The sequence below is a fragment of the Arthrobacter sp. NA-172 genome (assembly GCF_043952055.1).
Lineage (GTDB): Bacteria > Actinomycetota > Actinomycetes > Actinomycetales > Micrococcaceae > Arthrobacter.
The window spans coordinates 973050-986803 of the sequence record NZ_JBINOT010000001.1; the positions used below are offsets into that span (position 1 = coordinate 973050).

General features: G+C 62.0%; 7 protein-coding genes and 3 pseudogenes. 7 read left to right on the forward strand and 3 right to left on the reverse strand.

Annotation, left to right across the window (positions count from 1 at the left end; genetic code table 11):
* Positions 1 to 9 precede the first annotated feature (9 nt).
* Positions 10 to 1375 (forward strand): annotated as a pseudogene (locus tag ACF0H6_RS04910) (MFS transporter).
* 32 nt (positions 1376 to 1407) lie between these two features.
* Positions 1408 to 2975: pseudogene (gene menE, locus ACF0H6_RS04915) on the forward strand (o-succinylbenzoate--CoA ligase).
* A gap of 42 nt (positions 2976 to 3017) precedes the next feature.
* Here menE and ACF0H6_RS04920 read toward each other — a convergent pair.
* Positions 3018 to 3947 carry a PaaX family transcriptional regulator C-terminal domain-containing protein gene (locus tag ACF0H6_RS04920; RefSeq protein WP_395248674.1) on the reverse strand — a complete coding sequence of 310 codons (930 nt, stop codon included), beginning with the start codon at positions 3945 to 3947 and terminating at the stop codon, positions 3018 to 3020.
* Between the two features lie 598 nt (positions 3948 to 4545).
* Here ACF0H6_RS04920 and ACF0H6_RS04925 point away from each other — a divergent pair.
* From ACF0H6_RS04925 to ACF0H6_RS04935, 3 genes are all read left to right on the forward strand, one after another.
* On the forward strand, positions 4546 to 5916 hold the full coding sequence (locus ACF0H6_RS04925; RefSeq protein ID WP_395248675.1) for an MFS transporter: 1371 nt from the start codon (positions 4546 to 4548) through the stop codon (positions 5914 to 5916).
* An 81-nt stretch (positions 5917 to 5997) separates the two neighbouring features.
* A complete protein-coding gene (locus tag ACF0H6_RS04930; protein ID WP_395248676.1) occupies positions 5998 to 7746 on the forward strand; it encodes a CocE/NonD family hydrolase in 1749 nt (582 codons plus the stop codon).
* On the forward strand, positions 7743 to 8216 hold the full coding sequence (locus tag ACF0H6_RS04935) for a DUF3237 domain-containing protein (RefSeq protein WP_395248677.1): 474 nt from the start codon (positions 7743 to 7745) through the stop codon (positions 8214 to 8216). Before ACF0H6_RS04930 ends, ACF0H6_RS04935 begins: the two co-directional genes overlap by 4 nt.
* Positions 8217 to 9576: 1360 nt before the next feature.
* Here the strand turns inward: ACF0H6_RS04935 and ACF0H6_RS04940 are convergent.
* A complete protein-coding gene (locus ACF0H6_RS04940) occupies positions 9577 to 9786 on the reverse strand; it encodes a hypothetical protein (RefSeq protein ID WP_395248678.1) in 210 nt (69 codons plus the stop codon).
* Between the two features lie 106 nt (positions 9787 to 9892).
* On the opposite strand from ACF0H6_RS04940, the gene ACF0H6_RS04945 reads away from it, so the two are divergent.
* A complete protein-coding gene (locus tag ACF0H6_RS04945; RefSeq protein WP_395248679.1) occupies positions 9893 to 12016 on the forward strand; it encodes an acyltransferase family protein in 2124 nt (707 codons plus the stop codon).
* Positions 12017 to 12313: 297 nt separating this feature from the next.
* Here the strand turns inward: ACF0H6_RS04945 and ACF0H6_RS04950 are convergent, their stop codons facing one another.
* Positions 12314 to 12556 (reverse strand): SOS response-associated peptidase family protein, encoded by a 243-nt coding sequence (locus ACF0H6_RS04950; protein ID WP_395249881.1) that lies wholly within the window; start codon positions 12554 to 12556, stop codon positions 12314 to 12316.
* Between the two features lie 753 nt (positions 12557 to 13309).
* Here ACF0H6_RS04950 and ACF0H6_RS04955 point away from each other — a divergent pair.
* Positions 13310 to 13399, forward strand: a pseudogene (locus ACF0H6_RS04955) (DUF2510 domain-containing protein); the annotation flags it as partial.
* Positions 13400 to 13754 lie beyond the last annotated feature (355 nt).

Sequence of the window (13754 nt, forward strand, 5' to 3'; positions counted from 1 at the left end):
GGAACAACGATGTCCCAAATATCGCAGCTTCAATCCATGGACGTGGCCGCCAAGCGCAAGGAAGCGCGCACCGTCATTGCCTCCAGCTACCTTGGCAGCACCATTGAGTACTACGACTTCCTTCTCTATGCCACAGCCGCAGCCGTGGTCTTCCCCAAAGTCTTCTTCTCCGGAATGGACGATTGGGTAGGGGTGGTTGCCTCTTACAGCACTTTCGCCGTCGGATACGTCGCCCGTCCGCTGGGCGGCGTCATCTTCGGGCACTTTGGCGACAAACTGGGCCGAAAGGGAATGCTCATCGTCTCCATGTTGGTCATGGGGATAGCTTCCACGCTGATCGGCGTGGTCCCCGACGCATCGGTGGCCGGACCGTGGGGCGCCGTCCTGCTTGTTGTCCTTCGAGTTTTCCAGGGCATCGCGGTTGGCGGCGAGTGGGGCGGAGCCGCCTTGATGGCACTGGAGCACTCGGAATCGGGGAAGCGCGGTTTCGCAGCCTCGTTCGTCAATGCAGGGGCACCGTCGGGCGCCGTTCTAGGCACCCTCGTCATGGGCGCCTTCGCGGCCTTGCCGAATGCGCAATTCCTCGCCTGGGGGTGGCGTGTGCCGTTCCTGCTCTCCTTCGTCCTACTCGGAGTGGGCATGTTCGTCCGGCTGAAAGTGTCAGAAAGCCCGATCTTCCAAGCCGCCGTCGAGCAGGAAACGGCAGCCCGGGCTGCGGACGCCGGTGCCGGCGCCGAAACCAAGCCCGTCATCCCGCTCCTCCAAGTGCTGCGCCGGCCCAAGACCCTGATCTTCACTGTGCTCGCCGGAGCCGGCGGCTTCGCCCTCCAAGTGGTCCTTTCAACGTTCGCGGTCACGTTCGCCGTCTCCAAGGGCGCCGACCGCCAGGGCGTGCTGTACGCCTTCGCCGCTGCCGCCTTCGTATCCATCGCCTTCGTGATTCTTGGCGGCAAACTCTCGGACAGGCTCGGAAGGCGGCCCGTGATGATTGGCGGACTCGTGCTTTTCATCGCTTACCTGATCCCGATGTTCCAGCTATTGTCCTCGAACAACATCTTCCTGATCTTCGTGGCCTTCGCCGTGGGGCTGATGATCCACTCAACACTGTTCGGGCCGCTGGCCGCGTTCGTGTCCGAGCAGTTCGGCACTACCTCCCGCTACACGGGAGCTTCGCTCGGATACCAGCTCGCGACGCTCCTTGGTGGGGGTTTCACGCCGGGGATCGTGGCCCAGATCTTCAAGGATTCGGGCCAGAACACGGGTTCCGTGGTCTTCTACCTGGGCTGCAATGTCCGTGGTCTCCATCATCTTCATCCTGTTGACCCGGGAACCGAAGAACAACGATTTGCAGACCGTCCGGCCCGGAGACCGCTGAGCGGTCTAGCTTGGGAAGAAGAAAGGACCATCATGGAGAATTTTGGCATCGGATCGTGGCTGCAGCGTCGCCGCCCGAAGTCCGGAAGCAAGATTGCGTTGATCTACGGAGACCGGTATCTCAGCTATAAGGATTTTGCTGAACGATCGGACAAACTGGCCAATGCCCTCAAGGTCGAAGGTGTGGCCAAGGGAGACCGGGTGGCCTATCTCGGCGAAAACCATCCCGCCTTCCTGGAAACGCTTTTTGCTTGCGGGCAGCTCGGGGCGATCTTCGTACCTCTCAACACGCGGTTGGCCCCGCCGGAGATCACCTTCCAGCTTCAAGACTGCGGTGCCGTTGCGCTGATCCACTCCGCGAGCCTGGGCAGACTTGCGGCCAGCGGCGCGAAAGGTACCCCAGGTAACTCGGCGCATCGCCGTCGGGGACTCCTTCCCGGACTCCGCAGAGGCATCCGGCCGCGGAGAACCTGAAATCCCGACGGCGGTGGAGGACTATGAGGATGTCCTCGCCTCGGGGGCTCCCCGGTACCTCGACGTGGAAGTAGGTCTCGACGACGGCGCCATGATCCTTTACACGTCCGGAACCACGGGACGTCCCAAGGGTGCCCTGCTGACCCACGGCAACATCACATGGAACTGCATTAACGTGATTGTCGACTTCGATTTCTCCTCCACCGACGTCGCCTTGATGATCTCGCCGATGTTCCACGTCGCTTCGCTCGACATGGGAGTGCTGCCCACGCTGCTCAAGGGCGGAACCGTCGTCACTGGAGTCGAAGTTCGATCCGCAACGGACCCTGGAACTCATCGAGCGGCACAAGGCCACCACCATTAGCGGAGTGCCCACCACCTACCAGATGCTCTGCGAGCATCCGGCGTGGCCGACGTCGGACCTTGGCTCCCTCAACAAGCTGACCTGCGGCGGATCGGCCGTCCCAATGCGGGTGCTGGAAGCGTACGAGGCGCGCGGGCTGCGATTCTCCAACGGCTACGGAATGACGGAGACCGCGCCGGGCGCCACCACGCTGCCAGCCTCCCGGTCCCGGGACAAGGTGGGATCATCCGGGCTCCCCCACTTTTTCAGCGACGTCCGGATTGCCGACATCGCCGGAGGGCTTGCCGAACAGGGCGAGGTCGGGGAAATCCAAATCAAGGGTCCCAACGTCATCCACGAATACTGGGAGCGGCCCGACGCCACTGCCGAGTCCTATGCAGACGGCGGCTGGTTCAAGTCCGGAGACATGGGCTACAAGGACTCGGACGGTTTCGTCTTCGTCTCGGACAGGCTCAAGGACATGATCATTTCCGGAGGCGAAAACATCTACCCCGCCGAGGTGGAACAGGCGATCAGCGAACTAGAATCCGTGGGCAGCGTCGCCGTCATCGGCGTTCCGGACGAGAAGTGGGGAGAGGTACCACGCGCCGTCGTCGTGCTCCGGGAGGGAGCCCTTTTGACGGAGGACGAACTCAAGGCACATTTGGCGGGCAAACTTGCCCGCTACAAAATCCCGAAGACCGTGGTGTTCGTGGAGGACATGCCGCGAACGGCAAGCGGAAAGATCCGGAAGAGCGAACTACGCCGGAGCACCGTTTCCTGAGGTATTCGCTTGTCAGGTGCACGGCGGATCAGCCTTGTTTCGTCAGCGTCCGGCCTCGATAGGGAGGCATGACGCAGTTGCGCGAAGGGATGGTGCGGCGTCTTCAACGATCGCACCGACATGGCCCAGGGCCGAAGCTGCAAGGCCGTCGTACAGCCGTACGAAGATCTTGCGGGCTTCGGCCAATGGCCATTTTTCGGGCAGAAGTTCTGCCGGCAGATCGGGGTCGTTCCAAGGAAAGGCGCGCCAGGCGTCCATGGCCATCGTGCGGATGCGGAATGCGTCCGCAGCAGTAACCAACCCAGCATCCGCCTTCTCAAGCCAGGGGCCGTAGGTTTCGATGAAGGGCTCGTACTGTTCCGAAAGTTCCTCGGGCGACCACGCCGCGATGAGGCTTTTCCCGCGCAGGGACTGGTCCGAGGTCCGGAAGATGACGTAGTCCTCGACGCCGAATGACGCACAGTTTTCTTCCAGCTCCTCCGCATGGTCACGCGGGGACACCCACAGCGCGCCGTAGAGCGGAGCGAATCCCCGCCACCGAAGCCGCGAACGGAACAAGTCACGGATTTCCCTGGACGTCTCGGGAACGGAAAAAGCAATCACCGTCCAAGAGCCGTCCCAAGGGCTGGTTTGGCCACCGAATGAGCGCACTTGTTCGAATCCGATCCGCAGCCGGACCCGCGCAAGCTTCGTGAACCGGTACCGCGAGGTCCGTCCTGCGCTGGACTGCTCCAATACTCCCCGGCTTGCCAAGCGGCTAAGGCCGGTTGCACACGCGGACGGCGACACTCCAAGCGATGCCGCCAACGCCGTGATGAGCTTGGCCGGAATCCAATCGTCCGTGTTCTGCCAGAAGTCACCGAGCATCGTAATGAGCAGGTGCTGGGTCGAAGAGCCCTTCAGGGGTCGCGGAAAATCCACTGCGGCCCCGGGGACCAGCCCAGGAGCGGAGGAGGCAGTCACTGGCGTCACCCCTTCATTCTGCCAGCCTCCGCACGAGCCTAGGAAAGTGCCAGGCCTGGAATGCTGAAAAGCGATGTCCGTTTTGCGACACGATCCGGGCAGGACGGGCACATAGAGAGTGTCTGGCATGAGGGGACGGCGTTCCCTGAGGACCTGTTGGGGGACCTCGAGAGACGTCCTACTGAAATCGCGTGCCAGGCCGTGCCATTGGCGGTTTGCGTTCCCCATGCGACCCGTGCCGCCTGGTGCGCGCCGGTACAGGGATCCCGGCAAAAGCGTGCGGCCGGGTCCTGAGACCGCCCGGCCGCACGTTCCCCGCCCGGACCGCCGCGTTCCGCGGGTTCCGCGGGTTCCGCCTATGGCGAAGTGCACAACCGACCACACAGCCGATCCACCCGACGGCGGGTGCGAAGGTCGCCCATTTACTGTCTTTCCAGGATCTCCGCGACCGCGTTTCGAAATCTTACTATGCATATGCATTGACGGACGTGTATTAAGTCGCATAGTATTCTTGTACGAGTGATGCAGACCACAATTCTCGGCGGAAACTCGAACCCTGCTGCGCCGCGAGCCCCAAGCCTCCCCCTTTACCTTCAGGAGATCCGCAATGACCGCTGGTCCCATCGATCCACCGACGGCACTGACGCCGTCGACTGACATCGCCCCTTCCACCGCGCACTCCGGCACCGGGCATGCCCGCCGGGCTGCCGCCGCCAGCTTCATCGGAAGCACCCTTGAGTACTACGACTTCTTCATCTACGGCTCGGCGTCGGCCTTGATCTTCAACAAGATCTTCTTCCCGGGCATCGACCCGGCCCTGGGAACCACCCTTTCCTTGGCGACCATCGGCGTCGGCTATTTCGTCCGCCCAATAGCCGCCGGCGTCATCGGGCACTTCGGTGACCGGGTTGGCCGCCGCCAGATGCTGGTCCTCACGCTCGTCATGATGGGCATCGCCACGTTCCTCATCGGCTGTTTGCCGCCCACTGCCGCGATCGGGGCTGCCGCCCCGGTGCTGCTCGTGGTGTTGCGCGCCCTGCAAGGCGCTTCCGCTGCGGGAGAGTCTGTGGGCGCGGTCACCATGACGCTGGAACACGCGCCGAGCAACAAGCGCGCGTTCTACGGGAGCTGGGTCAACACGGGCGCCGTTGCCGGAATCATGCTCGCCTCCCTGGCGTTCCTCGCTGTGTCCCTCTTACCGCAAGCCGAATTGCTGAGCTGGGGTTGGCGGCTGCCGTTCCTCGCCAGCATCATTGTGGTGGCGGTCGGTCTGTACATCAGGCTCCGCCTCCCCGAGTCCGAGGTATTCGAATCTGCGAAGGACGAGGAAGCCTCTCGTGAACTGCCCTTGAAAGTGGTCCTGCGTGACCACTGGACCACCATCATCAAGGTCATCTTCTTTGGCCTCTGGAGCGTCGTGTCCTCGATCTTCGCCGCCTTCGCGCTGGCCTACTCCGGAAAGTTCGGAGTTCCGGCGGCTGTCATGCTCACCGTCACCATCGTGACCGCGGCCCTCGGAATCGTCGCCCAGCCCTACGCAGGCATGCTCGCGGACCGAATCGGGCGCAAGCCGGTGTTCATTGCCGGCAACATCATCTGCTCGGTGGCAGCCTTCGCATTCTTCTGGTCCATCAGCGCCGGCTCCATCACGCTGATTTTCATCACGGCCATCCTGTTCATGACGGTCGGCTACGGCCTGGTCAACCCGCTCGGACCGGCCATGACGGCCGAGATGTTCGAAACCCGAATCCGATACACCGGCGCCGCCACGGCCTCCCAGCTGGGATTGATCGTCACCGGATTCGCGCCCACCATCGCCGCAGCAATCGTGCAGCCCGGCCCTAACGGCTGGATTCCTGTGGCTGCCTTCACCGCTGGCTGCTGCCTCATCTCAGCCGCCGTGACGGCCATCTGGGTCAAGGAAACCTACAAAATACCGACCGAGGCATTGGGCACCAAAGCCTCAAGTCACTCCTGAACGTTCCGTGGAAGAGGCACGGGCGCGCCCGTGCCTCTTCCACGGAACCCTTAACTCCCTCCAAGCAAAAGGACCGCCCGCGTGAGCCCGCTCCCCGTACTCATCGAACCCGACGTCGAAACGCGCATGAGCGACGGGACGGTCCTGCGTTCGACCGTTTATCGCCCAGCGAACGACGGCGGACGCTACCCGGTCCTGCTGACCAGGACCCCTTACGGCCGGAACCTCGCGGTGAATTCCGCCTACTTCAACCCCGCGACGGTAGCCGCAGAGGGCTACGGAGTGATCCTCCAGGACTGCCGGGGCAGGTTCGGTTCCGACGGCATCTTCAATCCATCGGTCAACGAGGCGTCCGACGGCGCGGACACCATCGCGTGGGCGGCCGGATTGCCCTGGTCCAATGGCAGCGTCGGGATGTGGGGCCGATCCTATTTTGCCGAGACACAATGGCGCGCTGCGTCCTTGTCCCCACCCGCCCTTCGCGCCCTCGCTCCCGGCATTTCGGCCGGCGGGAATGCCAACAACGGCGCACTTTACCGGGGCGGGGCCTACGAGCTCGGCAGCAGGCTTGGCTGGGGCCACGCCTCCATCTCGGCGAACGAACTGTTGCGCGAGTTCGACGACGATCCCGAGCGCCGCGAAAAGGAACTCGAGTCCTGGCTGGACCTTGACCGCGGCTTCGCCGACGGATCGCTCTTCGAGACGCTCCCGCTGCGCAAGCTCTCTTCGCAACTCGGATCGTTCATGAATTCCCACGTTCTGCCCTCCGCGGGTGAAGATCCCGGCAGCCCCTTTACCCGGCTATGGGATGCTGCATCAGAGAAGCCTGTGCCTCTGCCCACCCTGCACATCGGCGGCTGGTTCGACATCTTCGCGCCGAACACCTTCGATCAGTACAGTGGGCAACTCGAGATGAGCCGGTCCCAAAAGGGACCCGTACCGCGCTTAATCGTCGGCCCCTGGACCCACACAAACTTCACCGGCTCATACCCGGACATCAACTTCGGCATCGCCGCAGCCTCCGGGATGATGGACGGATTGGGCGACTTGTCGCGGCTCCACACAGACTGGTTCGACGCCGTCCTCAAAGATCGCCCCGAACGCCTACACCGCGTCCCCCCGGTGTTGCTGTACTTCATGGGCGAGAATCGTTGGCGCGGCTTCGAGGAACTCCCCGTTCCGGCCGGCGAACGATCCTGGTACTTCGGATGCGACGGCGCCCTCTCCCCCGAGCCGGGACCAAGTGGCGCTGCCGAATACGATTACGATCCGTTAGACCCCGTGCCCACTGTCGGCGGAGCCACGATGATCCACGGCGCCTTCCCGGCAGGACCCGCGCACCAGAAAACCATCGAGGCGCGGGACGATGTCATAGTCTTCACCAGCGAAGCCTTCACCGAGTCGCTCACCCTTTTCGGGGAAGTGCGCGCCAGCTTCTTCGCTTCCACCTCCGCCGTCGACACTGACTTCGTAGTGCGTCTTTGCCGCGTAGCCGCGGACGGAACGTCCTTGTCACTAGCCGACGGAATCGTGAGGGCCTCCTGGCGGCACAGCTACACAGGCAACGGCCGTTATGTGCCTGGCCACGAGCCGTCCCTGGTTGCCCCCGGCAGCGTCCATGAATACACCGTAAGCCTCTGGCAGACGGCCTACACCTTCGCACCCGGCGAACGGCTCAGGGTCCAGGTCACCTCCAGCTGCCATCCGCGGTGGGACAGGAATCTGAACACCGGAAGGAGCGCCTACGAGTCCGCCGAAACCGTAGTCGCGCGGCAAAGAATCCACTTCGGTGAGCTGCACCCCAGCCGACTGAGCGCAGGCATACTGTGACTCCAGACCGGAATGCGGCGCCCGCGCTGACTTTCTTCGCCGAGTTGTCCGTCGCCGTCGGGGCGCCCATCGACGTCGGGCCTACACCGGAGGGCCACCGCCGGATCGTGCCAATCATCGGAGGCACTTTCAACGGACCGCAGATCAACGGCAAGGTTTTGAGCGGCGGCGCGGACCACCAAATCCTTCGCAGCCGGGAGCTCACCGAACTCGATGCCAGATATGCGTTGGAAACGGACGCAGGGCAGCGCATCTACGTGCACAATACTGCCCTACGCCATGGAACGGCGGAGGACATCGAGTGCCTGAACCGCGGCGAGGAAGTCGCCCCTGAGCGCATCTATTTTCGCTGCTGGCCGCGCCTGACTACTTCCGCGCCCGAACTCGCCTGGCTCAACAACCAGCTGGCCGTCGGAACCGGCGAACGCCATCCCGGCCGCGTAGTGGTGCGGGTCTTCCTGATCGACTAGTGCTGGTTGGTTAACTACCGGAGCAGGTGGCGTTGGCAAAGTTGTTGCGTATGAAATCACGAAGCCGAGTAATGACCACTCGCGACGTCAGCTAACCGCGGACTTAGGCTGGCAGATGGTGTCCATCCTGGGATGGACGGGCTGATTGCGACGATGGGGCCCACGGCGTCGATGGGTCCACAACCAAGGTACAAAGCGAAAACGGCTGGACGGAGTACTCGCAGTTCAAGAATCAGGGTCAGGTGAACTGACTTCTAACCGGGTCTGTCATCCCGGCCTAGTCCGCCGGAGCGAGGGTCCTTCGCAGTGATACCGGACTCAGCTGACCGGTTGGATTGGGGCCGAACTTGGACGGGCAACAATGGATATGGGTTGTGATGGTGCTTGTTGGAGCGGCGGTGGTAGCAACCGTAATGGTTTTTGGACGCCAGCGGCGGAACCGGGACGACCGCCGACACGTAGCCAAGCATCGTGAACCGGACTCTGGATTTCCTCCGGAGATCGATGAACGTGCGGCTGACGAGCCCGAGCTTCACGGGCAGCGGACCGGCACTCCACATCCGAAGTCCAGACAAAGAAAAACACCCCGGTCCGAAGACCGGGGTGTAACCGATGACTCGAGCCATCCGTGAAGGATGTCTCGACTCATCACAAAAGTGGAGATGGGGGGAATTGAAATCCCCATCTGCCACTTTTTGCGGATCATCCATGATGGACTTCCGCAGAGTCTCGGGGATTTTCAAGCATCCGTGTTCCCTGAGGCAACGCCAGACTAGCCGCGAAACCGACGATGATCCCCGATGGGAACCGAGCGCAATGATCGACATCTCACCTCCGGGTGAGGGGCTGTTTCGTTTGTTTAACGGACGTGACGCTCGGGGGAGCTCACGCTGCCGAATATCGGCAGGTGCCGCTCGAATCGGTTGAAGGCTACACGAATTGGGGCGGATAGATCCGGCTTCGGTTTCTGCGCAATTCGCGATGGCGTGGATGCGATCAAAGCATTTGACCTAGTCGGTCGACTGCACACCATCCCCATGTCGTGAGGTGCTTTTTTGTGTTTACCGTACCCTTGGATCGATCTTTCGGCGGCGCACCTTGGACGCTGCAACCCACACCTGTTTGCCCGCCCTCGTAGTATTCCTCCGGCCATGGCACGTTCACGAGGACGAGCGTCTTCGTCCAGCCGTATGCGAACGTTGGCACCTCGTGACTCTCGCCGTTGTCGTAATCCAGCATCACAAAACCGGCATAGCCTCACGAGCCCTGGTCGCACGTTCCACGGCGGCCGGATCCACCGGCGCCACCACGGGCGGGGGTCCATTCCCACGCGGCGGACATTGCCGGCGGGTATCCATGCTCATTGCGGCCGGCGGTCGTCGTCCTCCCAGCGTGCTTGTACGTGGGTCCGGTTCCAGCGTTCGGCGTGCGCGTAGACGGTTCCGGTCGTGTGGGTGATGGTGGCACGGACCTTGGGGTAGTGGCCGTACACCCAAGAGCGGGTGCTGTCAGGGTCGCCGGGTGGGGTCCTCATGCACGTACGTGACCCGTCAAGGGTGAATGATGCCATGGCGTAATCGTAGCGGGCACTAAAAGGGGACCTGCCCACCGAAATGGACGGGGCATATGGCGGCATCGGATAGAATCTTTTGCAGGTCTCAAGTTGGGGGAATTCCATGTCGATTCAAACGGCACCTCGTCATGCCACAAATCCCGCAGTGGCCAAGGCACAAAACAGAAGCAAAATCCGTCTCGACATCCAGGGCCTTCGCGCACTGGCCGTTCTTTCCGTCGTCGCAGATCACTTCTTCAAGTGGCCGACCGGTGGGTTCGTTGGCGTGGACGTATTCTTCGTCATCTCAGGCTTCCTGATCTCGGGCATTCTCTTGCGGTCCTACGAAAAGCAGGGGCGAATTTCCTTTGCGGATTTTTACCGGAAGCGTGCCCGTAGGATCCTCCCCGCCGCGCTGCTGGTTCTAGCGGTGACGATCGCTGCTGTCTGGGCTTTATTCCCCAGTGGGCGCGCAAAAGAGGTAACTTGGGACGGCCTGTTCGCCCTGGTATTCGGAGCGAACTGGCGGTTCGTTATCGCCGGTACTGACTACATGCAGGCCGCTGGCCCAGTATCGCCGCTCCAGCACTTCTGGTCATTGGCGGTCGAGGAACAGTTCTACGTGGCCTGGCCGCTCATTATCGTGGGAGTCCTCGGATTACTCGTACATCGCATGGGCTGGGATTTCGCCAGGGCACGACGGGTTCTGACGTTGTCAATGGTCATCATCGTCGCCGGCAGCTTCCTGATCTCGGTGGCCCAAACCGCCAACGCTCCCACGATCGCCTATTTCTCAACAACGTCCCGCGTGTGGGAGCTGGGCATCGGCGCGCTACTGGCTCTGATGGTCCCGGTGCTCCAGCGAATACCAGCCGCGGCGCGGCCAGCGCTTGGCTATGTCGGACTCGGCGGAATCATTGCCAGCCTTTTCGTCATCACATCGGAGACCCCGTTCCCGGCACCCGGAGCGGCGCTGCCGGTAATTGCCACGGCAATGGTTATCGCTTCTGGCACTGGCGGCAGCAACTTCCTGTACCCGCTCACGAATCGGGTGGCTGTCTACGTGGGAGACATTTCTTATTCTCTGTACCTCTGGCACTTTCCGATCATCATCGTCGGTGCGGCGCTCTTGCCCCGCACCCGTGCCGCCGTTGACCTGCTCTTCCTTGCCGCTATGTTCGCGGTTTCGGCTGCCTCCTACCATCTAGTGGAAGACAAGGTACGGAAATCATCGTGGCTTGAACCAGGCGGGAAAAGCGGCCGGCCCCAGCCCGTAGGCAACAGGTTTAAGTTGGTCGCGGTCGGCATGCTCGCTCTACTGATCTTTGCCACCACGGCTATGGCTCTTGCTGTTCCGAATACGCCATCTGCGGCCAGCGCCTCGGCACAGCCTGCTGATGCTTCGGTCACCCCGGAGCAAGCGCTGGCTGCCCAAGTGAAAGCGGCCGTGGATGCCGATGTTTGGCCCGAGTTGCAGCCAAGCGCTGACTCCCTCAATGGCAACTTCGTTCCTGAGTGGAAGGATGACAAGTGCCTGGACACGAACGACCAGAATGTCGCGAGGTGCGTGTATGGGGACCCCACAGCCACCAAAACGGCCGTCCTGCTGGGCGACTCCGCCGCCATCAGCTGGATGCCAGGCCTGCGTGAGTCCCTCGGTAAGCAGGGGTGGAAGATTCAGGCTCTGACGCTGGCCCAGTGCCCCGCGATCGAAGTACCGATGACCCGGCCCAATGACCCGACCTTCGCAGAGACTTGCAGCGCTCACCAGCAGTGGGCCTTCGAGAAGGTACGCCAGATTCAGCCGCAAATGGTCATCGCATCAAGTACCCTCGCGACACCAGTCCGAATGGTGGGGGCGAAGGGGGATCCCAATGTGTTCAACATTTGGCGTGACGCGAGCACGAAGACGCTCACCAAGATTCGGGGGCTATCCAAAGCGCAGGTAGTGCTTTTGTCCCCGCCGCCTAATGGCAAGAACCTTGAGGTGTGTGCTACCAAGATCAGCAAACCGTCCGATTGCGTGTCTGATGGCGGGCCGTTCAAAATCGTACTTCAGGCTAATAAGGATGCGGCGGCGGCGGTGCCCGGAGTGCGCTATGTATCGACCTCATCCTGGTTCTGCACACAGGAGGGCGTCTGCCCCTCATTCGTTGGCAACACTCCGGTCTCTGTGGAGGGGGAGCACCTAACGCCGGCCTTCTCTGCAAAGCTGGCGCCAGTTCTTGGCCGCGCCATACTGGGCTAGCCTCTAGCGCCGGACCCCTTCCCCGGGGCCCGGGCGCGGGTATTAGCAGGTAGTGGCGTCGAGGGTGAAGACGGCCACGGAGCCACCGTATCCGGGCACGACAAAGGCCCCCGTACCAGCAGGGATACGGGGCCTTATGCTTGTGTCATGCGACCTATTGACCGGCTTATTGCGTGGTGGTTATTCGCCCGCGCCAAACCAAAGCAGTGTGAGGTATGCCGGGACATCCTCAGGGTGGGTCAGGACCGGCGACTTTGTTCCGGCGCCTGCGCCGACGCCTATCACGAGGCACACGCCCTATAGGTTCAGGCCGGGGCTGAAGCCTAACCTTGTTCGCTGTCTGCTGGATCGCTTAGGAGTAGACGGCGTGTCCTCCCCGGAGTTCCGCTCCAGAATCAACGGCACGGTGTCAGTTGGGGCGACGTTGTAGGAACGCTGCAGCCCATCGACGTACGACTCATGGACGTCGAAGGCGGCCATGAGGTCAGCAGTCGATTTCGAAACAACGTAGCGTCCACACGTGACTTCATCATGCCGCAGCGAGTCGAAAGTTACTCATCGCCCCTAGTGCCAGCGGATTGGATGGCCACAAGACAACGCTGTCTGGTGGTAAGGCATCAAGCAGATGTCCATCAACGTGGTAAACCTGCGAGGAAGAGGGCTGCGGTGCACCTGCGGGTGCTGTGCTGGCGGAGGGGCTGGGTGCCGGCTGACGATCTGGCTTAATTGTTTGCCCTCTCAGGCAATTGCGCCTTTCCGGTCACAGGCTCCACGGTTGATCCCGGTCTGTATACCGACTGGACCAGTCCGCTCAGAGGCGTCCCCAACGGAGATAGCCGCGCGCGCCCCTTCGAACGAGTTGCCTGAAAGAAGTGAGCAGTTGTTCAAGATACGAAGGCCGTGCAGGTTGAACAGGAGGTCGACACCGCCGTGGCGGGGATTTTCTTGGTAGCGGTGGGGAGGCTCGATCTCCCGACCTCACGATAAGGAGTCGTGCGGTGCGGACACTACCACAGCGCAGCGGCAGCCATTCCGGGCCGCTTCTTGGCTCACCATTGCTGCTCGTCGTGCAGCAAGTCCGACCCGGTCCAGCGATTCTGGCGCCGCTGTTGGAGGTGGTTGCCAGCACTCAGCCCTGGAACCCAGAAACCGAACCTGGTCTTGGCCGCATTGTGTAACCGAGGAAGGAAGCGCTAAAGGCGTTGATCACGGTTCCCCCGCTACATTTCTGGTCCTATGATGAGGTGTTATCCGGCGGCGTCTCCGCCATAGTCGCACTTCGGGGGCAGTAAAATGGCAGTACCTGCTGGCTGGTATCCGGACTCGAATGTTCCAGGACAGCTACGGTGGTGGGACGGCAACAAGTGGACTCCACAGGTTCGCCCTCCGCAGAAGCATGTCCTCCCTTCTAACGTAATCAGTCAGGGCCTCTTAGCCACGCCAACAAGGCCGGCCAGAAAGGGGTTCTTTCGGCGCATGGGGGCCTCAACCTACGTGGCGATTGGCTTGCTCGGATTGCTGGGACTGCTCATGATCCCTGTCGGAATCAGCGGATTCTTGGTATGGCTTTTCCTCATTACGATTGTCGTGTTCGTCACTGGCCTGTACACCACCATCACTGGGCGCCGATCGTGGGCTCATATCGCGGGGCGGCGCGTGGGGATTATTGTCGTTGCTGCAAGCTTCGTAGGATTCTTAACCTCGGCGGTAGCAGTGGGGGCCACAGCCCCGGCTAGTT

Bases quoted from the DNA above. Each gene is read 5' to 3' on its own strand.
- ACF0H6_RS04945 (WP_395248679.1), top strand. From the start codon at position 9,893: ATGTCGATTCAAACGGCACCTCGTCATGCCACAAATCCCGCAGTGGCC.
- ACF0H6_RS04940 (WP_395248678.1), bottom strand. From the start codon at position 9,786: ATGGCATCATTCACCCTTGACGGGTCACGTACGTGCATGAGGACCCCA.
- ACF0H6_RS04925 (WP_395248675.1), top strand. From the start codon at position 4,546: ATGACCGCTGGTCCCATCGATCCACCGACGGCACTGACGCCGTCGACT.